Origin of the sequence: Chitinophaga terrae (ex Kim and Jung 2007), from assembly GCF_900107795.1 — a bacterium.
Classification (GTDB): domain Bacteria; phylum Bacteroidota; class Bacteroidia; order Chitinophagales; family Chitinophagaceae; genus Chitinophaga; species Chitinophaga terrae.
In genome coordinates this window covers 83,061-108,729 of the sequence record NZ_FNRL01000012.1, presented here as the reverse complement: position 1 = coordinate 108,729, position 25,669 = coordinate 83,061, and the positions used below count along the sequence as shown (strand labels likewise).

General features: G+C 47.0%; 22 protein-coding genes. 11 read left to right on the top strand and 11 right to left on the bottom strand.

The window, feature by feature from the left end; genetic code table 11:
• From BLV62_RS14495 to BLV62_RS14470, 6 genes are read right to left on the bottom strand one after another with little or no spacing between them, the layout of a single operon-like run.
• A complete protein-coding gene (locus BLV62_RS14495; RefSeq protein ID WP_168927852.1) occupies window positions 1-2,244 on the bottom strand; it encodes a DUF4838 domain-containing protein in 2,244 nt (747 codons plus the stop codon).
• Between the two features lie 19 nt (window positions 2,245-2,263).
• A complete protein-coding gene (locus BLV62_RS14490) occupies window positions 2,264-5,137 on the bottom strand; it encodes a tetratricopeptide repeat protein (RefSeq protein ID WP_089762675.1) in 2,874 nt (957 codons plus the stop codon).
• A gap of 15 nt (window positions 5,138-5,152) precedes the next feature.
• Window positions 5,153-6,649, bottom strand: a complete 1,497-nt coding sequence (locus BLV62_RS14485) for a glycosyltransferase family 2 protein (protein ID WP_089762753.1) — start codon at window positions 6,647-6,649, stop codon at window positions 5,153-5,155.
• 23 nt (window positions 6,650-6,672) lie between these two features.
• A complete protein-coding gene (locus BLV62_RS14480) occupies window positions 6,673-8,127 on the bottom strand; it encodes a glycosyltransferase family 2 protein (RefSeq protein ID WP_089762674.1) in 1,455 nt (484 codons plus the stop codon).
• 7 nt (window positions 8,128-8,134) lie between these two features.
• The gene (locus BLV62_RS14475; protein WP_089762673.1) at window positions 8,135-9,280 is read right to left on the bottom strand and encodes a HEAT repeat domain-containing protein; all 1,146 of its coding nucleotides are present in this window, start codon (window positions 9,278-9,280) and stop codon (window positions 8,135-8,137) included.
• A 43-nt stretch (window positions 9,281-9,323) separates the two neighbouring features.
• Window positions 9,324-9,701: a response regulator gene (locus tag BLV62_RS14470; RefSeq protein ID WP_089762672.1), complete on the bottom strand. Its 378-nt coding sequence runs from the start codon at window positions 9,699-9,701 to the stop codon at window positions 9,324-9,326.
• 209 nt (window positions 9,702-9,910) lie between these two features.
• On the opposite strand from BLV62_RS14470, the gene BLV62_RS14465 reads away from it, so the two are divergent.
• From BLV62_RS14465 to BLV62_RS14445, 5 genes are all read left to right on the top strand, one after another.
• The gene (locus tag BLV62_RS14465) at window positions 9,911-10,996 is read left to right on the top strand and encodes a sensor histidine kinase (RefSeq protein WP_089762671.1); all 1,086 of its coding nucleotides are present in this window, start codon (window positions 9,911-9,913) and stop codon (window positions 10,994-10,996) included.
• Window positions 10,997-11,518: 522 nt separating this feature from the next.
• A complete protein-coding gene (locus tag BLV62_RS14460; RefSeq protein WP_089762670.1) occupies window positions 11,519-12,349 on the top strand; it encodes a COG1470 family protein in 831 nt (276 codons plus the stop codon).
• A gap of 5 nt (window positions 12,350-12,354) precedes the next feature.
• Entirely contained in the window at window positions 12,355-13,317 is a 963-nt protein-coding gene (locus BLV62_RS14455; RefSeq protein ID WP_089762669.1) for an ABC transporter ATP-binding protein, read from the top strand.
• The gene (locus BLV62_RS14450) at window positions 13,314-14,312 is read left to right on the top strand and encodes an ABC transporter permease (RefSeq protein ID WP_225889588.1); all 999 of its coding nucleotides are present in this window, start codon (window positions 13,314-13,316) and stop codon (window positions 14,310-14,312) included. Before BLV62_RS14455 ends, BLV62_RS14450 begins: the two co-directional genes overlap by 4 nt.
• Window positions 14,313-14,431: 119 nt before the next feature.
• A complete protein-coding gene (locus BLV62_RS14445; RefSeq protein WP_089762668.1) occupies window positions 14,432-16,813 on the top strand; it encodes an ABC transporter permease in 2,382 nt (793 codons plus the stop codon).
• A gap of 4 nt (window positions 16,814-16,817) precedes the next feature.
• On the opposite strand, the gene BLV62_RS14440 is transcribed toward BLV62_RS14445, so the two are convergent.
• The gene (locus BLV62_RS14440) at window positions 16,818-17,198 is read right to left on the bottom strand and encodes a winged helix-turn-helix transcriptional regulator (RefSeq protein WP_089762667.1); all 381 of its coding nucleotides are present in this window, start codon (window positions 17,196-17,198) and stop codon (window positions 16,818-16,820) included.
• 133 nt (window positions 17,199-17,331) lie between these two features.
• Here BLV62_RS14440 and BLV62_RS14435 point away from each other — a divergent pair, with 133 nt between their 5' ends.
• From BLV62_RS14435 to BLV62_RS14425, 3 genes are all read left to right on the top strand, one after another.
• Window positions 17,332-17,985 carry a DUF2306 domain-containing protein gene (locus tag BLV62_RS14435; protein WP_089762666.1) on the top strand — a complete coding sequence of 218 codons (654 nt, stop codon included), beginning with the start codon at window positions 17,332-17,334 and terminating at the stop codon, window positions 17,983-17,985.
• A 220-nt stretch (window positions 17,986-18,205) separates the two neighbouring features.
• The gene (locus BLV62_RS14430) at window positions 18,206-18,973 is read left to right on the top strand and encodes an SDR family oxidoreductase (RefSeq protein WP_089762665.1); all 768 of its coding nucleotides are present in this window, start codon (window positions 18,206-18,208) and stop codon (window positions 18,971-18,973) included.
• A 114-nt stretch (window positions 18,974-19,087) separates the two neighbouring features.
• Window positions 19,088-21,286 (top strand): hypothetical protein, encoded by a 2,199-nt coding sequence (locus BLV62_RS14425; protein ID WP_089762751.1) that lies wholly within the window; start codon window positions 19,088-19,090, stop codon window positions 21,284-21,286.
• A gap of 1 nt (window position 21,287) precedes the next feature.
• On the opposite strand, the gene BLV62_RS14420 is transcribed toward BLV62_RS14425, so the two are convergent.
• The 4 genes from BLV62_RS14420 to BLV62_RS14405 all read right to left on the bottom strand — a co-directional run bounded on the left by BLV62_RS14420 (window position 21,288) and on the right by BLV62_RS14405 (window position 24,161).
• Entirely contained in the window at window positions 21,288-21,644 is a 357-nt protein-coding gene (locus BLV62_RS14420) for a nuclear transport factor 2 family protein (protein ID WP_168927853.1), read from the bottom strand.
• A gap of 202 nt (window positions 21,645-21,846) precedes the next feature.
• A complete protein-coding gene (locus BLV62_RS14415; RefSeq protein ID WP_139170173.1) occupies window positions 21,847-22,671 on the bottom strand; it encodes a hypothetical protein in 825 nt (274 codons plus the stop codon).
• A gap of 19 nt (window positions 22,672-22,690) precedes the next feature.
• On the bottom strand, window positions 22,691-23,056 hold the full coding sequence (locus BLV62_RS14410) for a DUF1304 domain-containing protein (protein ID WP_089762662.1): 366 nt from the start codon (window positions 23,054-23,056) through the stop codon (window positions 22,691-22,693).
• Window positions 23,057-23,162: 106 nt separating this feature from the next.
• Entirely contained in the window at window positions 23,163-24,161 is a 999-nt protein-coding gene (locus tag BLV62_RS14405) for a phosphotransferase enzyme family protein (protein ID WP_089762661.1), read from the bottom strand.
• A 108-nt stretch (window positions 24,162-24,269) separates the two neighbouring features.
• On the opposite strand from BLV62_RS14405, the gene BLV62_RS14400 reads away from it, so the two are divergent.
• From BLV62_RS14400 to BLV62_RS14390, 3 genes are read left to right on the top strand one after another with little or no spacing between them, the layout of a single operon-like run.
• The gene (locus BLV62_RS14400) at window positions 24,270-24,596 is read left to right on the top strand and encodes an ArsR/SmtB family transcription factor (RefSeq protein WP_089762660.1); all 327 of its coding nucleotides are present in this window, start codon (window positions 24,270-24,272) and stop codon (window positions 24,594-24,596) included.
• Window positions 24,597-24,599: 3 nt separating this feature from the next.
• The gene (locus BLV62_RS14395) at window positions 24,600-25,067 is read left to right on the top strand and encodes an SRPBCC domain-containing protein (protein ID WP_089762659.1); all 468 of its coding nucleotides are present in this window, start codon (window positions 24,600-24,602) and stop codon (window positions 25,065-25,067) included.
• 1 nt (window position 25,068) lies between these two features.
• Window positions 25,069-25,665: a YdeI/OmpD-associated family protein gene (locus tag BLV62_RS14390; protein ID WP_089762658.1), complete on the top strand. Its 597-nt coding sequence runs from the start codon at window positions 25,069-25,071 to the stop codon at window positions 25,663-25,665.
• Window positions 25,666-25,669 lie beyond the last annotated feature (4 nt).

Sequence of the window (25,669 nt, the reverse complement as noted above, 5' to 3'; positions counted from 1 at the left end):
TTACTGAACATAAACCTCATCGCAACATATAGCAGGCCGCTTGCCCGCAGCGGCCTCCCTCCATTGAGGAATATCCGCAGGGCAGATACCTGTAACCCTCACATATCGTACTGCCTTCCCCGTTAGCTGGAAAGATACCGGTACGCTCCTGACGCTATAATCTTCTTCCTGCAACGGCGGCAATGTTTGCGCACCCAATTCAATAAAACTGTTCCCATCTTCAGAACCGGCAATGGTTATTTTAACAGGCGTAAAAATATAATGCCGCGCATCCTGCAGGAAATGCATAAATACTTTATTAACGGGTTGACTGCTGCCCAGATCTATTGTTGCTGCCAGGTCTTTACCATAGATAAATAGCCAGTTAAGGCTGAAATCTTTGCCGCCTTCCAGCCCGTCGGTCAACGTTTGAGGCCCCTTAGCCGGGTAATCTTCAGAGGGAGGGTTCTGTAAAGTGACTTTTGCCCTGAAGGCCAGGCTATTCACCCATTTGCGGGCAAAAATGGTATCCCATTCCTGCTGGTATCCGTCTACGTCCGTACCTCCTTCCGCCATTTCTTTCACACCTGCATTTTTGCAAAGCGCCGTAAATTTCTGAACTCTTTCAAGCCAGCGTGGATTTACCGTATATTCTTTCCCGTTGGCCACAAGGTAACCGTTCTGTTCTGTACCGAAGAAACGGGATTGCTGAAGAACAGTATATTCCAGCGGTAACCTCGCCGCATATACGCGTTTTAACAGCGCCGGCTGACCGTCGACAGCCGCTTCTGCTTTGTCCAGCAACTGGCTGTAAGCATCTATGGCCTTGGGCGATAAATAATCTTTTGCATTGGCAACAGGATTACCGTAAATATCTAACCTGGCCTTGGTTTGCTTCATCGTATTTACCAAAGCATCCAGGTATTGCTGCATGCTTTTGCCTGCATTGCCATAATACCCCTGCATAAAATCACCCTGCAGTTTACCTGCGTCTGTTTTCGGGTTCCAGAGATACTTAGCCTGCATATAGCTGTTATATTCGGCCATATCGCTATAGGTATTACCACTGCCCTGCGAAAAAACGCCGCTCACCCGGTGGTCCGAGAGGTATTGCAGGTTTGCCTGCAGGTTCGCATAATTAGGGAAAGGAGCCAGGTAATTAGTGAACTGGGTAGTATAGTCCCATACAAAAAGGCGTGATGTGATGGCGCCCCATCCTTCCAGGTTCTTCCTGAATGCGGCGGCGGAAGTAACAGTGCTCAGCGGCTCCTGTCTTAAAGCGTCTATAGTACTTAACATTACAATCACGTTCGCCGCTGGTTTTGCATGCAAAGGAGGTTTGGCGGTATAGAGGTAGGATAATGTAGTGAACTGTTGTTCGGGGAACTGCGCCGCTACTTTGTTCACAAACCGGATCAGGGAGCCTTGCGGACCGCCTTCTTCCGCATCTGCCTTGCTGCACAGATCGCAGGTGCAGTAACCGGCTCCATCTTCCTGGGCAATTGACCAATAGACAGCATCGGGGTTAGCAGCAATGGCTTTGCGCAATGTGTCTGTCACGATACGAAATACCGCCTCGTTGCTTAAACACAATTGCGTGGGCTGTCTTACGCCTTTAACCAGCGCAAAATACTCAGGATGCGATTTAAACCAGGCGCCGGGAGGAACAAGTTTAAAGAATGAGTGTCCCCAGATCCCCCAGAGGTCTTCGAACCTTTGCAGCTTGTGCCACTCCAGGTACTCATTATCAAAAGCGGCAGGGTAGTAGGTTTCCCGGTAGGCGAAAGCGGGCGACTGCATGTCGTGCAGTTTCGCGGGGATACGAATATCCTTCTTCGCAGGAACCATTGCGGGTTCCTGGCTGTATTTACGGCATCCCAGGTATTGTTCAAGCAATGTGTAAACGCCATACACAATTCCTTTCCCGCTTCCTCCAACAATGTACAGGTCGCGGTTGTCGGATGCCAGCAGGAAACCTTCCGGTTTTATTTTCTCCGTTAATATATTCTCTGAATGATCAGTACGGCCGATAAACACAGCCGGCTGTTCTTTGTAGTTATTCTCTTTTATAATACCGAGCGTTGCGCCAGACATCTTCTTTATATATTCCTGCAATACCTGTGCAGCATGTTGCTCATTCTTCCCTGCATCCGCCGGCAATACGATCACATACTGGCTCTTACCCCCTGAAACCAGCGAGATGTCGCTGTTCCAGGAACTGCAACTGTTACCAAACAGTGTAAGGAAACAAAGTAGGAGTGTCATAATTCGGTACATATAGAGGTTAGAATTTTCGTTGGAGCGTTACGTATATATCATATTGGTTCTGGAATATTGTATTGCTGATCTTCTGGTTGATCCATGTGCCAAATAATCCAAGCGTTGTCCGGTATTTGAATGTCTTTTGGTAACCTGTTCCCACGCTGCGGGTAAGCAATCCTGCCAGCTGCGGGAACTGCACAAGCCGGCTGCGGTCGTCGGGGTTCGTTCCCAGGCCGGCAACCAACGACACGTAATCCTGGTGTTTGTTCAGGTAATAACGGGTAGTCAGGGTAAATGAAGAATAAATATCCGGTTGGTCGCTGATCACATAGGCCCGGAGATTTACATAGAAATCGTCGAATGTTCTGGCAATGGAGGCTACGCCCGAAATAACATTAGCGGTATCCGCTTTCAGGTAGCGGGCGCCCAGTTCTGCCTCGTAATTTCCAAAACTTCTGAAGATGGAATATGCCAGTCTTACCGTCGGGAACACATCTGTTGTACCATAACTGGCAAGGGCATACGAATACATTTTCTTTGAATGGGTATAGTAAAGTTCCAGTTCTCCCATCAGGCCGGTGCCTTGTTCCTGCCGGCCTCCATAGTTAAGCCTGGCTGCATAACTGCCTTTCTTCATGAAGTGCCTGTATTCCACGGTGGCAATATTATACCAGCGATTGCCGCCATAGTCGTAGGTCGACCGGAGGAAGAACAGCCCGAACTGGTTGCGCAGGGTTTTACTGCGCAGGTAATCTGCGTACTCGGTATTGGCGCCGGTGTTGTTGTATTGCAACAGCGTATCCGCTGCCAAAGCTGCCGCTGCATAATCCTTTTTATTCTCGAGTGTTACTACTTTCTTCTGAAGAAAAGCTGTGTTGTTTGGATAGTATCTTAAGCCCTGGTCTGCATATGCCAATGCGCTGTCGTAAGCTCCTTTGCCGTTATACAGGTTGATGCTGTACAAGAGGGCCATAGAATCTTTCCTGTTGATGTTCAATACTTCCCTGAACAATTGCAGTGCGCTGTCTGTCTGCTGCCTGCGTTGCGCGGCTGCCCCTGCCGCCAGCAGGTTATCGGTATACGCGGTACGGTACCTGGCGGTGAATGGATAACGTTGCCGGAGGCTGTCCAGTATCAGGTCTGCTTCGGCGTATTGTTGCCTGCTGCTAAGGATGCCTGCTTTTTTAAAGAGGAGATCCCTGTTATGAGGGTCGCGCTGCAACGCCTGCTCCACGTATGCAAGCGCGTTATCCGGTTGTTGCATGGCGCTTTCTGCATTAATGAGGTATTGCAGGGCATCCGGTTGATTAGGATCTGCCGCCAGCACAGCAAGGAATTGTTCCCGCGCCTGCTCATACTCTTCGTTTTGCATAAAGATCCTGCCGGCGCTAAGGTGAATCTCCTTTAATTGAGCGCTGTAGTTTTCATTAGCAGGGTAACGTTGTAAAAGCGTTTCTATAATAGCGGCAGCCTGGTCGTACTGCCCTATATCTGCCAGGATATTGGCTTTCTTTAAGAGGAAATGCGCATTCCCGGGGTGTTTTTCCAGCGCGTTATCCAGCGCAGCTACTGCCTGGGCGGGTTGCTTAAGCAGGAGATAGGTGTTGGCCAGCATATCAGGAACCGTAGTATCTGCCGGTGCGGCTTTGTAGGCGCTTTCAAATTCACTGAGCGCTTCTGCATATTGCTGTTGTGCAATGTAATCGCGGCCACTGGCCAGTTTAAGCCGAACAAAGCGGTCGATCTGTTCTGCCGTTGGGTGTTGCCGTTGCATAACCCGCTCCGCCAGCGAAGCTGCTTCGGAATACTTCCTGTCGCCTTCCAGTACATCAATTTTCAGGTTCAGCAATTGTATATCTTCAGGCCTTCTTTTTAGTCCAAAGTTGATCCAGGTAAGAGCCTCCCTGTATGCGCCCCGCGACATGCTCAAGCCGATCAGTTTCAGCAGCGCCTCCCTGTTGCCCGGATCTTTTTCAATAACTCCCTGGTAAAGGGCAAATGGATCGGTATTGGCATAATATGCAGCCGCTTCCATGCGCAGGGTAACCTGCTGGCTCCTGGCTTTCGTGTCGCCGGGGAACCGTTTAATGATCACTTCCAGCAGGTTCAACGCTTCTGCATATTGATGCGTTTCCTGCAGTATTCCCAGCTTCTTCATCAGCAGGTCGTAAGAGCCCGGGCTGGCAGCCAGCTCCTGGTTGATCCTTTCCAGGGCTGCCGAATAGTTATTATCACGTATATACATGCTGGTGATAGCTTCCCTGGCTTCCCTATTGGCCGGGTCTATCATCAGCGCTTTTTCGTAATTGCTGCGGGAAAGGTTGCCATACCCATTCTTCCTGAAATAATCTCCCGCTTCCAGGAAATGCCCTGTTGCCGCTTTTTGCACCAGCGAATCGCTTCCGTATTTATCCAGTAATTGGTTGGCATAGTTGCTTCCCTGGTAAAATTTACGTGCAGCGTCCATCACACCCAGCTTCTTCAGCATGAGATCCCTGTCGTTGTTGAAATAGCCAAGTCCCATATCCGCATAGCATTCCGCTTCTTCATATTGCTTCTGTGCCAGTTCTATATTGATGGCGTAGAAATAGGCGTCGCGGTACCTGGGCGCTTTGGCAAGTACTTCTTTAACATACTTGCGGGCGCTGTCATACCGGTTCGTCAACAGGTAAAGCCTCCCGAGCAGCAGTTGCTGGTCTGTAAAGTTAGGTTGCTTATCCAGCGCTTCCCTGGAGAGGCGGATCGCATCATTATACTGTTGCGCCTTTGTAGCTTTTACCGCTTCGTCATAGAGTTCGTCTGCCGACTTTTTCGTACGACTGCTTTGTGCGTTCACCTCTGTAACTGCAACGGCAGCGAGCAGCGGTAACATAAATTTCAAGACGGGTATCCTCATCGGCTATATTTTGAACTAAGCATTTGCTGTTTTCTTTTTACCAAAGCCCTGGCGCTGCATATTACCCCAGGAGTGTTTTTTACCTGTCAGGAAGAAATAATATCCCCTCAATGCAAAAAATACAATGAGCGGATGATAGATCAGCGGCTCAATAAAAGCCATTAATGCCAGTCCTATTACTTCTTTCCAGGTCTTATAATAATGAAAAGTGATATGGTCCCACCAGATAGCCAGTGTGGTGATCATCACTGCATAGAGATATACAAAACCCAGCAGTATGGTTGCATATTGCCAGTTGATCTGTCCTGTTGCGATCAGGTAGATATAGGTGATAATACCTGTAAATTCGATGATCGGCGCCAGGAATTCGAAGAGCAGGTTGTATGGCAGCACTATCAACCCGAGTCTTTTATAACGGGGATTGAAAAGTACCTTACGGTGAGTGGTGATGATCTCGGCCAGTCCGCGTCCCCAACGGGTACGCTGACGGCTGAACACTTTCAGGTTAGGCGGCCCTTCTGTCCAGCATTGGGAGGTGGGGATATACCTTACCGCGTATTTCAGTTTGTTGTCGATCATGTAAGTGCACATACGGGTAACGATATCCATGTCTTCGGCAAATGACTGCCCGTCATAACCTCCCGCTTTAATGGCTACTTCTTTGTCAAAAAGTCCCAGGCCCCCCGATACGTTTGGAACGCAGTTGATCACGCTCCAACCCATTTTGCCCAGTACATAAGCCCTGATATATTCCATTTCCTGGAAGCGCGGCAGCCAGTTACGTGGCGGTCTTACCCTGGTGATCACCCCTTCGTCCACTTCGCAGGAATTCACCATCCTCAGCGTGGCGCCGGAGGCAATTACCTTGGTACTGTCTTCTTCGAAATGAACGTAACCGCATTCGGGGCAAGGTTCGCCGACCGCTTTTATTTTTTCATGCTCTTCGTCCATGAACGGCTTCACCATACGCAGCAGGGTATCTTTCTCGAGGATACTGTCTACATCCGTACAGAGAAAAAGGTCGTAAGTCGCTGCATTGATCCCTGCATTGGAAGCATCTGCCTTACTTTTGCCATTCACCTTATCAATAACCAGCAGTTTGTCATAAACCGTATTAATAGATTTGAATACACGTTTTACTGGTTGTGATTTGATCCTTTCGTTATAGGCAAAATCTACTTCTACCAGTTCAAATTCATTGATGAGCTTTTCCAGCGTATCGTCGGTACTTCCATCATTGATAATGATCACCTCAAACTTTGGATACATCAGGGTTAGCAGGGAGCGCACATTGGAGATGATGGTCACGCCTTCATTAAAAGCCGGCGCTATGATGGAAATTCCCGGAGCCAGGGGAGAATCCAGCAGCTGGGTATAATCCACATAGCTCTGGCTGCGGTTGTAACGCAGGATGCCTCTCAGGGAAAGAAAAGCCAGGATTGCATACATCAGCAGCATGGTGCAGCCATACACAAAAATGAAGCTCTCATAAAAATTTTTTAACCATTCCACAGTATTCAAGGTTTAATAGCTGATCAATTTGCAGGGGCGGCGCCGGGAGTCCTTTGCTGGAAGCCGCGGCGTTGCATGTTACCCCAGGAGCTTTTCTTGCCTGTAAGGAAAAAGAAGTACCCCCGGAGCGAGAAGAATACGATCAACGGGTGATACAGGAACATTTCCATGAAAGGCGTAAAGCAGAGATATGCCACTTCCCGCCAGCTCTTATAATACCTGAAGGTTAGCTGATCCCACAGGATAGCCAGCGTAGTGATCATAACCGAGTATGTATATACGAATATTAACAGCAGGATGGCCGTTGGCCAGTTGATCCAGCCCAGGATAGCGCCGGTAATGTAAAATATTATACCGCCCACTTCTACTACAGGGGCCAGCAGCTCAAAGAAAAAATTATATGGGAAGATGACCATTCCCATACGTCCGTACCTGGGGCGCAGGAACATACGGAAATGCGCATGCATCAGCTGGGCCAGTCCACGCGCCCAGCGGGTGCGCTGGCGGCCGAAAATTCTCACCGTTACCGGCGCTTCTGTCCAGCACAATGTACGGGGTACATACCGGATCGCATAGTCGATCCCGTTATCGCAGGCATAGCGGCACATGCGCGTCATCAGCTCCATATCTTCGCCGAACGAGCTGAAATCGTACCCTCCGCTGCGGATAGCCACTTCTTTATCAAAAAGCCCAAGCCCCCCGGAAACGTTGGGAACACAGTTGATAAGGCTCCATCCCATTTTTCCCAGTACGAAAGCACGGATGTATTCCACTTCCTGGAACCGGGGCAATAATTGTTTGGGAGGGCGCATCCTCGTCATTACTCCCTGGTCGAATTCGCATGAATTGGCAATGCGCAAAGTAGCGCCGGTGGCGATCACCCTGCGTTTAGGCTCCTGCAATACAGGTTTTATGAGCTCTATCAGCGTATGTTCATGGAGGATACAATCCACATCTGTACATACGAAATAATCGAACGAAGCGGCATTGATGCCGGCATTCACCGCATCGGCTTTACTTTTGCCGTTCACCTTATCGATGATCGTTAATTGCGAATATGCCGGGTTCGAGGATTTATAGATCCTGCGGACAGGCTGCGTAGGGATTTTAACGTTATAGGCGAAATCAACTGCCACCAGCTCAAACGCTTCTATCAACTGTTCAAGGCTATTGTCGGTACTCCCGTCGTTGATGACAATGATCTCGTATTTCGGGTAAACAAGCGTCATCAGGGACCTGACATTATATATAATAGTGAGTCCTTCGTTGTAGGCCGGGGCCAATACGGTGATGCCGGGGGCAAGGGGAGAGCTCAGCAGCGGGTCTGCCTGGTAGGATTGTTCCTTCCTGGCATAGGCACGTACCGCGATAATGGAAAATGTTGCCAGCAGGGCATAGGTGATCAATAACGTAGTGCCGTATACGAAAATACCGGATTCGAAAAATTTACCTGCTGTTTCCCAGAATATACCGTTCATCTGCTGACTAGAATTTAATTAACGGGTTCATACAATGTTTCAGGATCAATTTGTTCTCCCTCGTTGCGGTTTCTACCAGTTCCTGGACCAGTGCTTCCGCTGCCCATTGGTTGTTGATGAGCGACTTGGCCGCGTGTTTACGGATTTCAAAGTCTGTAGAGTGCAGGAATTCCTGTCGCAGGAAATCCACATGTTTGCCACTGCTGATACGGCCGATAGCTTTTAGTATTTCTACCTGGCAGTTGTGCGGCTGACTGTCGTACATGCTGATCAGTTTATCTTCCACACTTTCGATCTTCAGTTTACCCAGGCAATTGATAGCATTGGCCCTCAGGTAGTGATCCCGGGTATCCAGCAGTTTGGTAACGGCTGGTACAGCGCTGAGCTGCTGGTAATGTTCTACCAGTTTCAAACAGAAGGAAACGATGCTTTTATTGGACGAATAAGTGATCCATTGCGCAAAGTTGGGAATGGCAATACGGTCGGATGTGGTGATGATACGGAATAATTCGATCTGGTCCCATCGCAGCAGCGGCTCTGTTGCTACATCGAAGAATTTGAACGGTTCGTTCTTACTCAGTTTGATGTAGGCGTGGCGTGCCGTTGCCCTTAACTCACGGTTACGGCTATTGGTCAACGGTAATATAATTACATCGGCCAGCGGAACATCCATGTTGGTCAGCTCTGCCAATGCCTGTATCTTATGGTCCCAGCGGCTGGATTTTAATTTCTTGAGAGAATCCTTGTCCAGGCCCAATTGTAAATAAACATAGCGTAGCTGTTCACCCATGGCGCCCTGCACATTATCACGGTACATGGTCAACCGGTTGATCAACGCCTGCCGCGCCCATTTTTTTGAGAAAACCGGTTTGTCAAAAACTTCCAGCGGAACTACCGGTTCTACTGTTTCTTCGTTATAGAGCGCTTCATTCATGAGGATGTGCTCGGTTAGCAGATCGTCGATCAATGGGTTCAGTTTCGCCAGTTTTTTTTCCCGTTGATAACTGCGATAGCGGTTAATGAGAATAGAAAGATAGGCTATGGCGGTAAGCGTAACGGCAATGAACGTAAACGTCACCGCTATCTGGATCACCAGTGGCGCATAACGGAACCGGTCCACTATGGACATAAAAAAGTCAAATACGGTTTCCATGGTTACAGGAAATGGTCAATAAAATATATATCAGCCCAAAAAATTACTGGTATCGCATAAGCAATCGCTTTACCCTGATGAGCAACTCGCCAGGGATCACCGGTTTTTTCAGGAAATCGTCTGCTCCCAGTTTGAATCCTTCCAGGATCATGTCTTCGTTACCGGCATTTGACACAATGATAACAGCGATCGGTTTCCCTTCTTTCCTGTTCTTCACCCGGCTTAATACTTCAAACCCGTTTGCATACGGCATCATAATGTCGGTAATGATCAGATCATAACCATAGTTGGTTTCTTCGAGTTTTTGGAGGGCTTCTTTCCCGTTCACAACGTGGTCCAGGTGATAAGCTTCTTTATGAAGTATACGTTCAATGATCTTCGGCATTACTTCATCATCTTCAATAACAAGTATTCTGTACATATTGCTCAATTGCGGTTATTCTACTAATTGATCCTTTTCGTTTACCGGGAATTTATGACGGTAATGATTCTCGATTTTATTCCTGCCCAATGGCCGACGGCCCTGTCTGGTAAGGCTATGGTTGCTAGTCCGGCGACTTTTAGTAAAGATATGATTTATATGTAAATGTCTGCACTTTTAAGCCTTATATTTGCACCGAAGCCGACATCATGACAACCAATTTTACGATCCTGTTAGTAGACGACCACAAAGCCAACTTATTAGTGTTGCAACGCATGCTGGAAGCAGAAGGCCGTTCATTTTTACTTGCCACTTCAGGCCACGAGGCCATTAAAATTGCCCAGGAGAGGGATGATATAGGGTTAATATTGCTGGATGTACAAATGCCGGATATAGATGGTTACGAAGTAGCCCGTTTGCTGAAAGCCGCGCCGGAAACCAGCAACATATCCATCATTTTTGTGACTGCAACCAACAAAGATGAAGAAGATATGCTGAAGGGTTTTGAAAAAGGAGGGGTAGATTACCTGGCAAAACCGCTGAGCAAACACCTCACCCGGGCCAAGGTAGACGTATTCGAAAAACTATACCACTACCAGCGCGAATTAAAACAGGCCTTGAAAGCGAAAGAAATGGTCAACGGCCAGCTCGAACGTTTTATGCATGTAGTGGCCCATGATCTCAAATCTCCCCTGGCCGGGGTCACCGGGCTGCTTTTAATGCTGAAAGAAGAAGAACAATTAAAACAGGCGCCCGAACTAATGGGCTTCCTGGATATGGCGATAGACGCCTCCGGCAAACTGTCGGACATGATCTCCGCCATCCTCGAATACAGCCGCGAACACCAGGATAACCAGCCCGAAGAGCTGGTAGACGTAAAAGAATTGCTCGTTCAACTGGTTCATTTCCTTTTCCCGCCGGCCAATGTGCACATCCACATCCAGGACGAGTTGCCCAAACTTTTTACCACCCGCCAGAAATTGCAACAGGTATTTCAAAACCTGGTCAGCAACGCTATTAAATATGGCGACAAACCGGAAATTGAAATCAGTATTGGCGGAACGGATGGCGAGGATTATTACCAGTTCTATGTTAAAGACAATGGGCCGGGGATAGCGGAGAAGGATAACGACCGTATTTTTCACCTGTTCGAAAAAGTGGATAGTGAAAGTACCAAAGGAACCGGCGTAGGACTAAATATCCTGAAACTCCTCGTAGAAGCCCAGGGAGGAAAGGTGTGGGTAGAATCGGTGAAAGATGAAGGAAGTACTTTCTTTTTCCAATGGAGGAAATAACATTAAGATGTTAGAAGCGGATGAATATTGTGTTATCAGCCCGGTTTTAACATTATTCTAACAAATGAGCATTTAACTTTCGGTTATCATTTTGGTCAATAAAACTTTAATTTTTTTGCAATCAATTGGCCGCCCTGTTTAAAAGATAGGAAAGGGCAGCCATGAGAGACTTATTTCTACATGATATTGTTTTTAAATCAAATTCAATTTCATTTAGCATGACAGACAATTTAAAATTAGAAGCTTTACATCAAAGGGTATCGTCAAACCGGGATTCCACGACAGCCAAAACAAGCGGAAAACTAATTATCCCTAAAACTCCTCCGCCAGGCAGCATAACTGCCATATCAAACACTGTTTCCTGATCAGCGGCCGCTGATTATTTACTGCTTTAACGCCATACAGCGTTTAGCGCTTCCGGCTTTTTGCCTGGGTACAAAAAAAATAACGTCAAGCTACTGTTATTCATTAAGAACAGTTCAAGCCTGCTATTATCCAAAGTCAGTTAAAAAATTCATTTTTATGTCGGTACGTTTATTCCATCTGAATGTTTATTTGATTTTATTGATCCTCGGTAGCTCTCTGACTCCTGCAACTGCACAACAGGTTAAAAAAGGAAAATCTTCTTTTACAGCCAGGCTGATAAACATTGAGTCCACCGCCAAAGAGCCGTTCAGGTACAACACTTCCCTATACAACGGAAGCGGGCATACCCAGGCTTACGATCTTACCGCTGATATGCCCGATGGCTGGACTGTCATTTTCCGGGCAGAAGGAACACAGATTGCCGGGTTAAGACTCGACTCCGGCAGAACCCAGGATATTGCCGTTGAAATACAGGCATCTCCTTCCGTTAAACCGGGCAAATACAATATCCCCGTTGTTGCTATCAGCGCGACAGATACCCTTAAAGTGCCCCTGGAAGCGGTAGTGAAAGGCAGCTACAGCGTTGAACTGACCACTCCTTCCGGCCGCCTGAGCGATGATGTGACCGAAGGAAGAAGCAAAAAAATTGAACTGGTAGTTAAAAACACCGGCACCCTGCCGCTTGCCTCCCTGGAGCTCTCGGCACAGGCGCCCGTAATGTGGAACGCTACTTTCGAGCCGGCAAAGATCGAAAGGCTGGAAGCGGGCCAATCCCAGAACGTTACAGCAACGCTGAATGTACCGGATAAGACCATTGCAGGCGATTACGTTACAAACTTCACTGTACGGAATAACGAAGTGAATGCCACTGCTAACTTCCGTATGACCGTCAAAACCTCTGTACTCTCCGGATGGATAGGCATACTGGTAATATTATTGTCTGTAGGTCTTGTCTATTACCTGATTCGTAAATATGGAAGGAGATAAGCGTTATGGAAAATCCAATCATTCAACTGAACGGGCTATCGAAACATTACGGATCAAAGAAAGCTGTCGAAAATCTATCCCTTAAAATAAATAAAGGAGAAATATTTGGTTTGCTGGGTCCTAATGGCGCCGGTAAAACCACTACTATCCTGATGATGCTGGGCTTGTCGGAACCTACTTCCGGCGAAGCCCTGGTATGTGGTATCAACGCTACCAATAATCCCATCGCCGTGAAAAGGAAAGTGGGTTACATGCCGGATAACGTAGGGTTTTATGATAACATGACGGCCCTGGAAAACCTGATGTATATAGGCCGTTTGTCGGGCATCCCGGAAGAAAAGATAGCGGTAAAGGCGCGGGAAACAATGGAACTGGTTGGCCTGGGCGATGAACTGTATAAGAAAACAGGCGCCTATTCTCGTGGTATGAAACAGCGCCTGGCGCTGGCAGATCTCCTGATCCGGGAACCGGAAGTGATGATACTGGACGAGCCTACCCTGGGTATAGACCCTGCCGGGATAAAAGAATTCCTGGTGCTGATCCGCCAGTTGAGCCGGCAACAAGGGCTCACCGTTTTATTATCATCGCATCACCTGCACCAGATGCAACAGATCTGCGACCGTGTAGGCATATTCGTAGAAGGACAGCTGCTGATGGAGGGTAACATAGATACCCTGTCGGGAAACCTCTTCGGCAAAGAATCGTATGTGATCCAGGTTACGGTCAGGGAGCCCCTGGCAAACGCCCAGGCATTGCAACAGGAGTTGCAGCAACTGGAGCATGTCAACAAGGCCGCAACCAGCGAATATGGCGTAGAATTATCGTGCAGCCAGGACATTACTCCCGATATTGTCCGTTTCTTTGTTCACAAAGGTTTAAACGTCACCGGTGTACAGAAAAAAGAATATGGCTTGGATGAAATTTACCAGCGCTTTTTTGAGAATAATGCCAAAAAACATGTTCAATGATGAAGTCACTAATCGCTTTCAATCCTTTTTTCAGGCAACATGCACCTGCCAGTCCTTTCCGGGTAATGGTCCGCAAGGAAGTGGGAGACCACATCAGGAGCTGGCGGTTTATTATAATGCTGGTATTGATCCTGCTTACTTTTATCGGGGCTATGTACGTTTCGTTGAGCAATATCAGGAAGGCGGCCACCAATCTCAATGATCCCGACCGTATCTTCGTTTACCTGAAATTGCTGACCACTTCAGATAATACGCTGCCTACCTTTCATATATTTATAAGTTTCCTGGGCCCCTTGCTGGGCATTGCCCTGGGCTTTGATGCAATAAATGCAGAAAAGAACAATGGAACGCTTATTCGCCTGATGGCCCAGCCGGTGTACCGCGATAACCTGCTGCTGGCTAAGTTTTATGCAGCGCTGAAAGTGATAGGTACGCTTTTCTTTAGCCTGGTATTGCTGATGATAGGCGGGGGAATGATCATTACCGGTGCGCCGCTGGAAGCGTCTGAACTATTCAGGATACTGGCCTTCGCGGTGTTAAGCGTCATCTACGTTGGTTTCTGGCTAAGCCTGGCCATTACCCTGTCGGTGAAATTCAGGCATGCGGCTACATCTGCGCTTACCGCTATCGGCATATGGCTCTTCTTTACCATCTTCTACCAGATCATCGTAAACATGATCATGAACGCCATACTTCCCGATCCGGCCTACCTGCAGCAGGATAGCATTATTGCTTACAATAACCTGGTGCTTTCCTTGCTCAGGGTAGCTCCCAGCCAGTTGTACACCGATGCCGCCACTACCTTGCTGATGCCTTCTGTAAGAAGTCTTGGCCCGTTAACAATGGAGCAAATGGCCGGCGCCATCCCTGCACCTTTGCCACTGAAAGAAAGCCTGATGATCGTATGGCCACAGGTAACAGGATTGCTGGCGGCAACAACAGCCTGCTTTGCATTAGCTTATTTTCTTTTTATGAGAAGGGAGATCAGGACCTGATTCCGGACATTCCTGTCCGTTTATGGACATAAAGGAGATGGTAGATAGATTGAAAATGAATTAGATAGATAGTTGGCATAAAGCCTGCTTTTTTCCGGCTATCTATCTAATTTTATACAATGAACCTTCAAGACCTGAAACTTGCAGTACGTAACCTGCGCAAAGACCGTGTTTATACGTTGCTGAATGTTGTTGGACTGGCCGTGGCTATAGCGGCATTCCTGTTGATCATTCACTATGTGCAATTCGAACGCAGCTATGAAAAGATCTATAAGAAGGCTGACAATATTTACAGGGTAACGTTAAACCTGTATAAAGACAATACCTATGTAACCACGGATTGCGAGACCCACCCTCCGCTGGCCCCATTGCTGAAAGCGCAGTTGCCTGAAGTAAAAGATTATGTGCGTGTACAGCGTATCGAACAATGCGAGGTAAGTACAGCACAACAAAAGGCATTTCTCGAAACCGGCATCTACGCAGTAGATCCCTCTATGTTTTCTATCTTCAACAGGAAATTTATAGCAGGCGATTCTTCAAAAGCGCTGAAAGGCCCTATGGATGCCGTGCTTACTGCTTCCGCCGCCCGTAAATACTTCGGAGACGCCGATCCGGTTGGCCAAACACTGAAATTGCTGGGCAGAACTGTTACCGTTTCGGGAGTGGTAGAAGATCTGCCAGGCAATACCCATCTTAAATACAATCTCCTGGTTACCCTCCGTTTTTTAGAGGCAGGAGGGTATGATCTGAGCAGCTGGAACGGCAATAATAATTTTACTTACCTGGAGATGCAACCGGGAACCGATCTTGCCGCTTTCAACGCCAGGCTGGCTGCGATCTGTAAAACGGTGCCCAGGTTGAAGACCAATGTTTACAGTGCAGAACCGATCAGGGATATTCATTTATATTCCAGGAAAACATTTGAGCCTGAAGTGAACGGCGACGCTAAAACCGTTAAATTCCTTGAAATAGTGGCCTTCCTGGTACTCCTGGTAGGGATCATAAACTATGTAAATCTTACTACCGCCAGGTCGGGCGAACGGATGAAAGAATCCAGCATCAAAAAGATACTCGGAGCAACCCGTTGGACGCTGATCCTTCAATTCCTTACAGAAGCCCTTATCGTAAATTTCCTGGCTTTCCTGCTTGCGTTGTTACTGGTGCAATTATCGTTGCCTTTCTATGCCAGTTTGGTTGGCAAGGCCGCTACCGCAGGTATTTTTACATCGCCTTCCTTCTGGCTGATCTGCGGCGGTTTATTTGTGCTTAATGCCTTGTTATCGGGTGTTTATCCCGCTTATGCGCTGTCGTCAACTCAAGCGCTCAGCGCGTTGAGTCGCAGTTTCACCGGCAACCGGCAAGGAGGTGGCTTGAGAAAAATGTTGGTAGTAGGACAATTCACCGTTGCTTCCGTAGTGCTCATCGCCTCTCTTATCGTATACCGGCAATTGTCTTTTATGCGCCGGCAAAGCCTGGGCATGGATATCAACCAGGTATTGGTATTGAGAACGCCCGATCTGCAGAACGACAGTACTTCCGTGGCGGCGTTCAGAAACGACCTGCAACAGCTGGCCGGCATCAGCAAAGTATCTGTAGCCGGTTGTGTGCCGGGATTAGGTTTAGATAATCTTTCCACCACTTCCAGTGTAACCAGGATGGGAGATACCAGGAATTCCAGCTATAACTATTACGTATATGGGATAGATACCAGCTTTGTTAAAACCCTGGATATGGAAATGGCGGCTGGCAGCAATTTTACCGGACCGGCCAACTATATGAATGCGGTGATCATTAACGAAGAAGCCAGCAAGCGGCTGGGCTTCAGCAGCCCCGATGCGGCCATTGGTCAGCGGTTGAATTTTTACGGAGAACATCCGGTGGTAGTTGGAGTGATAAAGAACTTCCACCAGCGGGGACTGAAAGAAGCGTTGCTGCCAATGATACATTACAACGCGGGAAATGACGGTCGTTACTTCGTGATGAAAATAACCGGTCAGGACTTCAGGAATACTTTGTCTGCCATGGAAGAGAAGTGGCATGCCCGTTTTCCTGTTCACCCCTTCGAATATTTCTTCCTTAACGATACCTTTAACCAGCAATACCAGGCAGACGCGACGCTGGGTAAGATTGTGAATGTTTTTTCAATATTTACCCTTTTTATTACCTGCCTTGGACTGATGGGATTAACAGCTTACAATGTATCCCGCCGTACCCGCGAAATAGGTATCCGGAAAGTACTTGGTTCCAGCGTAGGGGGTATTGTGCAGTTGCTGACCCGCGACTTTGTGAAGCTGGTGATCGTTGCGATTGTGATTGCAACGCCGCTGGCATGGTGGGCGATGAACACCTGGCTGCAGGATTTCGCATACCGGGTTAACATTCCCTGGTGGGCATTTGCTGTAACGGGTTTGTTACTGGTCGCTGTGGCAGTATGCACCATCGGCCTGCAGTCTATAAAAGCGGCCACTATGAATCCTGTTAAAAGCCTGCGGAACGACTAGCCTGTTATAGGGAAACGGGCGCGCAATCTTCCAGCTCATTGAGCCTGGCCTTAATAACACCGGCATTTTTAAGTCCCCATTCATCTATATAGGCAACAAGGGGCAAGAGGCTTTCACCCAGGCTGGTCAGGCGGTATTCTGTTCTTTTAGGATAAACAGGCGTAGTTTCAGGGCATTTTTCTATCGCGCCAAAGAAGAGCAGTTCTGCCAGTTGCATTTCAATGACCCGTTGAGATGCTTCGGGTATATACCTGGCAATAGCGCTGGGACGGTTCATGCCTTTATGAATAGCATCCAGTATGCAGCATTTCCATTTGCCGCCCAGTACCTTCATGGTAAGCACCATCCCGCAGTCCAGGTCTTCCTGTATTTTCTTTGTGTACATATCTTCAATATTCTTCCTAAAGTTAGTTATTCTTCTTATTAGCGTGAAGCGGGGACATACCGAATCTTTTTTCGGTTATTGTCCTGGTTTTTTCTTCCTGTGATATTTGTTGTTGTATTAAATGAATTTAAGGATGGAAATACAAAACGAATTAAAAGCAAAAGACCGGCTGGACCTTGGGTTTCGTGATCTCTTACCTTTGCTGATATGGATTTCGGTAGGCATACTGACCTGGTTGTTCATGCATGGGGCAGATCATTATTTGCAGATGACGCCGGAAGCATTGGGAAAATACTATGATCAGCGTTGGTTCCTGGTAGCGCATATTACCGCCGGCGGAGGCGCGCTGGTCACCGGGCTGGTTCAGTTCTGGCCTAAATTACGCCAGTACAGCATGAAGCTGCACCGGTATATAGGATATGTGTACCTGCTGGCTATTTTGGTTAGCAGTCTTTCGGCCCTTGTACTGGCCTCAACAACTGCTTATATGGTCAATTGGGCTTACGCATTTACCCTGCAGGTATGGGCCAGCGTATGGATCAGCTCAAGTTTTATAGCATGGTATACTGCGGTAAAAAAACAATTTAAGCTGCACAAGGAATGGATGATAAGAAGTTACCTGGTAACGGTTGCCTTCCTCATTTCGGGGTATGTTTATAAAATACCTTATGTGCAGCAACTGGGGAGCTTCGAGGCGGTAACGGTTCCCCTGTTCTGGATGGGATGGGCCCTGCCATTGTATACTTATGAAATTGTCCGGAGCAGCTTTGTAAAGAAAAGAAGATAGCAGCGGCAAATGGCACGCCGGCGGGATTTTACAAGCGTTATGAGAATTTATAAAAGGCACATCTGTGGATGTGCTTTTTTGTTGATGTCCCTGGAGTAAGCACAGGCAGCCGTTTTCAGCAGGCTAACGTTCAACGGTATACGTATTGCGTGGTACAATTCTTGGCGTCACACCTGTTGTGAAAACCTGATTTTTCCATTTAACCATTAACAAAAGTCTTATGAGCACGTCCGTTTCTTTACTGAATTACCTCCCAACGAGCATGGAAGGGAAATCTATTTTATTAACCGGCGGCAGCGCTGGTATTGGCAGGGCAACCGCGCATTTGCTGGCGAAGCAGGGCGCCCGGTTGATCATTGTCGGGCAGGATCCCCGACACCTTGAAGATACCATGGTATCGCTGCAACAGGAAGCCCCATCTGCAGATGTATATCCGGTGAATGCCGATCTGGGAACAGAAGAAGGGATAGAAGAAGTTTTTAAAGTGGTAGATAATCACTTTAACAAGCTGGACATCCTGATCAACAATGCTGCAATAGCCTATAATGGATTGATGAGCGAGTCAAGAGAAGATTGGCAGAAGGTGGTCAACATCAACCTGCTGGGATATATGAGCTGCGCCCGGCAAGCCATCAGCCGGATGCAGGTGCATAGGAGAGGACATATCATCCAGGTTGGATCAATGAGCGCAGATGTAAGGGAAAAGGACAGCTCGGTATATGTGGCTACCAAATCCGCGATCCAGGGATTCTCTGAAAGCCTGCGCAAGGAAGTGAATGAACTCGGTATTAAAGTGACGTTGATCGAGCCAGGGGCCGTTGGTACAGATATGCAGCCTATCCCACCTGAGGAACAGGAGCAACAGATAGATGAATTAAAAATGCTGAAAGCGGACGATATCGCAGCAGCAATATTGTATGCGCTCAGTCAGCCAACCCGTTGCGATGTGGTGGAAATGAAGATACGGCCGCATTTGCAGATGATCTGATAACCTGCGCATTGATCTTTAAATAACCCTGAAACCGGTGGCATGATTTTCTGATGCCCTGGATTATTGGCTATACTTCTTCAGCATGTAAGTGGAAAATTAACAGATAAAGTTATGAAAGCGATATCACCCTGGGCCGCCACAGCCTGTAGCACGTTTGCCAATACATCCGTACCATTTATTTATGAACGATTAATTGGAAAGCATACCTTCCGGGTTCACGCAACACCGGATGCGGTCTGGATCTCTGTCAGCTGGTCGTCCTGCGCTACAATGTTGTTCAGGGCGGCCTTCTGTGCCGATTGCAGCCTGGATGTGCTGTCATCAGCGCAGACGCCGGCAGGTCTCTCCTTGCAGGTACGGACATTGGTAGGAGAGATGAAAGTAGAAATTAAATTTATGGAAGGCGGATACCCCGTATTGCATTATCAAACGATATTGACCCCGGGATTTGATGTAACCATACCATTCTGGCCGCGTGATATCGTAATACCGGCAAAAAACGGAACAACAGCATACCCCGAAGGAACTGTACAGGTAAAACAGAAAGGAACCCGTTCAGGCTTGCTTTACCTTACATTTGACCAGCCTTGCGAGGGAGGAGTACTGTACCTGCAAAACCTCACTGCGCTTGCTGATTATAATGAGATCACACATACCAGTGCAGCGGAAGTGGTAGGAGGCGAATGGCCGGAGTTGGGATTGGCGCTTCCGGTGTCGTTCGACCATCCTTTACCAGCCGGGCAACCTGTTACCATTAATGATGCTTTTGTGGCATTTGATGAGAAAGCTGCAAATAACGAAGCAGCGATCACCCGGCAGTTCCTGGACCTGCTGGCTGCAGCCTATCTTCATTTGCCGAAGCCTGATACTCATTACAGGCAGTGGCCGGATATACTGGAGAAAAGCCTGGCCGACCTGCAGAAGCATGGCTGCTGGACGCAAGTGAAAGGCCGGGTTTACCTGAATGCTTACCTGTGTGATTACAAAACCCCGCCCGAAATAATGGTGCAACTGGCCGTGTTGCTTCCGCTTGTTGAATACAGGGAATGGAGTAAACAGGACTTACCGGTTATTGAACAGGTAAAAGAAGGATTGCCGGAGTTTTACAACCCAGATATTAAAACCGTCATGCGCTGGCTGCCTGCCGCCAAAGATATCCTGGATGGAGAAGAAGAGCAGAAGCAGCCAATGGTAATGGATGCCTGGTATCTGCATCATCCTTTGTTAAATCTTTCCAGGTTGGCATTAATAGGAGACGAACAGGCGAGGAAACTATTTCTCGACTCCATACAGTTTGCTATCAACGTTGCCCATCACTTTAATTACAAATGGCCTGTTTTTTATAAGATGGATACCCTGGAAGTGGTAAAAGAGGAAACAAAGCCTGGTAAAGGAGGAGAGAAAGATGTGGCAGGATTATATGCCCAGGTTATGTTGCAGGCCTGGGAGATAACAAAAGAGCAACAATACCTGGATGAAGCCTGCAAGGCTGCCGATACGCTGGAAGGCCTTGGCTTTGATCTTTTTTACCAGGCCAATAACACTGCATTTGCAGCCAAAGCATTGCTCAGGCTTTGGAAGATCACGCACAACCGCAAATACCTGGATCTGAGTTTCCTTTGCCTGGCCAATGTTTTCCGGAATGTCAGGTTGTGGGATTGCAACTACGGGTATGGAAAGCATTTTCCATCGTTCTTTTCCCAGTTTCCGCTGAACGACGCGCCTTACACGGCCGTTTACGAGGAGCATGAAGTGTTCTGTTCCTTACACGAATACCTGGCGCTGGGAGATGAAGAACCAGTATTGCCTTCTATCCGGCTGCTGGCCGCAGAATTTATCCGGTACCTGATCGACAGGGCCTGCTTCTACTGTCCGCCTATGTTGCCACGGGAAATGCTGCACGAAGACACTAAAACAGGGGAAGTGGACCCGGATCTCTGGGTGGCGTTGGAAGACCTGCACGACGGCTGGGAAAAATGCGGGGAAGTAGGGCAGGAAGTATATGGCGCGGGGAATGCGTTTTGTATTGTGCCTCGTCACTACTTCAAATTGCCGGGTGAGGATTTTATGTTGTATGTGGATTATCCGATAGCAGATTTTTGCTACAAGGATAAACAGGCAGACTTCAGGGTGAAAGGAGATGAAAGGATGTACTGCACCCTGGTAATGATAAGGAATAATGGAAGACCATTGCCTGCTTTCCGTTTTACATTGAATGGGGAGCCGGTTACATTGATCAGTAATGTTACCGACGATGGCCATGCAGTTTACCGGATTGCAGGCAATCAGCAGGTGACAATTAACTGGTGAGTTAAAACCCTAAGTTATAGAAGTGGTTTTCCTGGATGATCTTCCCGTTCTTCCAGCGTTGAACGGATATTTGTTTGTAATCCAGTTTGCCCACTTTGGGATGGGTGAACACATAATGCCAGTGAGCGACAGAGAGATCATCTTCGGCAATCGAGTTTAATAATTCAATCTTTTCGATACCAGAACTGGCAACAAAACTATCTACTGCTTTACGCAGGTTTGCAAGGCCTTTGGTAGGTTCGTTGGTGTTGTCCTGGGATACCACATCATCATCATAGTACTTATCAAGGGCTTCTGCAAACTTAAATTCATGGACCAGGTTGTTGAATGCCTGTACTGTTGTTTTGAAGTTTTCCATAATAGATGATTTTGCGTTTGACATACCTGCAAACGGGGCTTACAGGTAAAATTTATTATGTTGTTAAGTTAAAATTTTTGTAGACACTGAAAGCAGTCAACATAAAAAGTGCCATTTTAGAAATGTAACATGGAGCAGTTTCTTATATTTTTGACTGTAGTATATGAACCGGATAATAAAGACAGAAGTCTGGAGATCGTTGTTAATAGTTCTTTTGTATCTTTTCCCATGCTTCCCGGGTTAGGGCGGCTGCCCGGTTATTTTTACAATCCCAGATGGTTACATGGTTTTTAGACATTACGATATGCTGCTCCCATTTTGCGGCTTTTTCGTAGAGCATTAGTGTGCAGATATCTGTTGGCGTAATATAGTCGCCTGTTTCCGGAAGGTGGCTATGCATAGTTACAGATGCAGAATCGCTGTTGGTGTAGCTGATAGGGATAATGTTTTTGTGTAGCTTTTTAATGCCCTGTAGTTCGTTGTGTTGGTTAAAAGATAAAAGATAGTCATTGCCTATTATGACTACATTGTCAGATTTAGGACCCGTTAATACATATACTGATTTTACACCGTTCCTGATTAACGGAACGATATTGGGGTTAGTATTTTCATAAAACTTGAAAATTGTGTCGGTCAACAATGCTTTTTGTGTGGCCTTGCGAAGTTCGTAATAGTCCTGTTCTTCAGTTGTAAATGGCCGTTCTATCTGGTCTAGCTGTGAAACATTGGAGCTGAAGTTGCGATCGAAAGAAATTACACATAGCACCTTGCTGATACTATCTTTTGAATAGAAGATACAATGCAGCATGCTGTCTTTTTCATAGGAGAAGTATCCTCCTGTTTTTGCACGAAGACTTTTAAAATTGGCCATGAATGCATCTGTCCCCAACCAGGATGTCATTTCGCTTCTATACAATGCTTTTCCAATATCCGTAATCTCGTCAATATTCGTGTTAGGTAATTGGTTCTGGCCCCAGACTGCCACTGTAAAAAAGCAGGATAGAAATAGAATAAGTATAGGTTTCATTGATCGAATAATTTAATACCTAATAAGCAAGTAAAACCAACACAAACGCTACGATCGCCGGACCTGCTTGAGTTACAAAAATCCTTTTGGACGCTGTGGCCGCACCATAAATCCCCGCCACGATAACACAGCCAAGAAAGAACAAGGCAATATTGCGTTGCCATTCCGGAGAAGAAATAAAAAAACTCCAGATAAGCCCTGCCGCCAGGAAGCCATTATAGAGTCCCTGGTTGGCAGCTAATGCCCTGGTAGGTTTAAACAACTCCGCCGGCAAAGTTTTGAAAACCTTTTTACCTACAGTTTCCCATGCAAACATTTCCATCCATAAAATAAAAATATGCTCAATGGCAACAAGGGCGATAAAGATCTTAGCTAGAATGATCATAATAATTTTTAATAGTGAGGTGTATCAAACTGTACTAAAGGTATTTAAATTCGGCTGTAGTACCTAACGGCGTTTCCGGGAAGGGTAAATATAGCCCTTACCGTGATCATGGAACGGCAACCGGCCAGTATGTTGCCGTGATGTGCTGAAATAACCGTATCAAAGTACTCAGATGTCCTGGTTGTATAAAGGCGTAGAACTGGTCATGGGTAGTATGGAATCCCATATAGAAAAGCCAAAACCCAAGACCAAGATAGGGGATAGCCTCGAGTGCTGCATCGCTTATTTCCCGGTGTTCTCTATAACCGCGGAGAAAGGTAGCAAAATCCTTATTCGCTGCTTCTTTTGTTGTTCTTCCTAAATAAACATCCAATATAAAATGTTGCCGGAACGACATCAGGTCGTTCACCAACCATCCATAGCCCATGAAATCGAAATCAAAGAACGTTACAGCATCGCCTTTGAAATGCACGTTCTTCGGGAGGAAATCGAAATGGCAATAGCCGGAAGAAAATGCGCCTGCCGGCAACCCGGATAGCTCGTTCATCGCCTTACCTGCAGCTTGTTTAAGCCAGTTAAAGCCTTCCGGATCTTCCGCAAAGAAAGGTTCCAGCATTTGCAGAGGTTTGATGAACATGCTGTCGTTGTCCAGCTTCCATCTTTCTCCCCCTATAACAACAGTTGAAGACACGTTGTGAAAGCGGGCCATTTCCCGGCCGAAATTCAATAGCTGGTTTTCATTCAGTACTTTGAGCGCCTGTCCTTCGGCATAACGGAAAAGAACAGCATGTCGCTCCCCTTCAATGGCCTGGATAGCCTGGATCAGGTTCCCGTTGTTGTCAGGGATGGGATCAGCTACGGCTATATTTTCCTGCTTCAACGCCTGCAATAATTCTACTTCTGCCCGGATATTGGAAAAGGAGCGGTGAGAGCGGCGGTAAATCCTTAGTATGAACCGCGCACCAGGTGCCTCGACAAGGTAAGTGTCTCCAACTCCCCGCACCAGGAGCCGGCATGTCGAATCAAACCCATATTTTTCAGTGATTAATATTGCGAGAGCCTCAGGGCACAGGGTAGAGTAAGTAGCAGGGAAAACAGTGTTCATCGGGTAAAAATAATGATTCTTTGGAGATGCCAACGATTTCCATCTTCCTGAAAATAAATTTGTGTAGTTAAATAACTACCTATAAATTTGTAGTCAAATAGCTACGCAATGAACTTAAGAAGAGATGTATTCCAGGCCATAGCAGACCCTACCCGCAGGGCCATCCTGTTATTGGTTGCTTCGCAGGCCATGACGGCAGGCGCCATCGCTTCCAACTTCGATACCGCCAGGCCCACTGTATCCAAACACCTGCAGATCCTTACGGAATGCGAGTTGTTGAACCAGCAGCAGAATGGAAGAGAGATCTATTACCACTTAAATCCAAACAAAATGAAGGAGATTGCCGATTTCATAGAGCCATTCCGCCAGTTCTGGGACGACAGGTTCAACAAGCTGGAAGAGATCATGAAAAAATACAAGAACAATCAAGCATAAAATATGGAATTGAAAACCAAAGTGAACGCTGAAGACCAAAAACAGGACCTTGTTATTACAAGGGAATTCGACCTGCCTGTAGAACTGCTCTTTAAAGCATATGAAGATCCGGAAATTGTTGGACAATGGATGAGTACCAACGTGGTGAAACATGAAAGCAAAAAGCACGGCAGCTGGCAGTTCGAAACAAAGGACCCTAAAGGGAACGTGGTCTTCCGCGCCAATGGCGTTTTTCATGAATTCAGTCCTAACCGGAAGATCGTAAGAACTTTTGAAATGGAGAATGCAGCGTTTGGAGTACAGCTGGAAATATTGGACTTCGAAAGGCTGACAGACGATACCAGCAAGCTAACCATGCACATTATTTACGAATCCATAGGCCGCCGTAATCAAATGCTGCAACTGCCTTTTGCCAAAGGACTCAGCATGGCGCATGACAGGATACAGGAAGTAATGAATAAACTGAAATAACATGAACCCGAAAATCGATAGTTTCCTCAGCCGTGCCACCAACTGGCATGATGAAATGGAAAAACTGAGAAAGATCCTTCTCAGTTGCGACCTCACAGAGGAATTGAAATGGGGCAAGCCCTGTTATTCTCACCATGGCAAAAACATTGTTATCATCCAGGGGTTTAAAGACTATTGCGCCCTGTTGTTCTTTAAAGGATACCTGTTGAGTGATCCGGAAGGCGTACTGGTAAAAACCGGCCAAAATACTGTGGTTGGCCGGCAAATGAGATTCACAGATGCCAAAACGATCACAAAGCTGGCCCCTGTTATTAAAGCATATATCTACGAGGCTATCGAAGCGGAGGAAGCTGGCATTAAGGCAGATGTAAAGAAAGAAGCCCTGCCCATACCTGAGGAATTGCGGTCGGCGTTCAGCAAGAACACAAAACTGAAAACTTCATTCCAGGCGCTAACTCCTGGCCGCCAGAATGCATATATCTTTTATTTCTCCCAACCCAAACAATCCAAAACCCGTACTGCAAGAATTGAAAAGTACATTCCTTATATCCTGCAAGGAAAGGGAATGAACGACGATTTTATTTCAAAAAGAAAATAGGCGC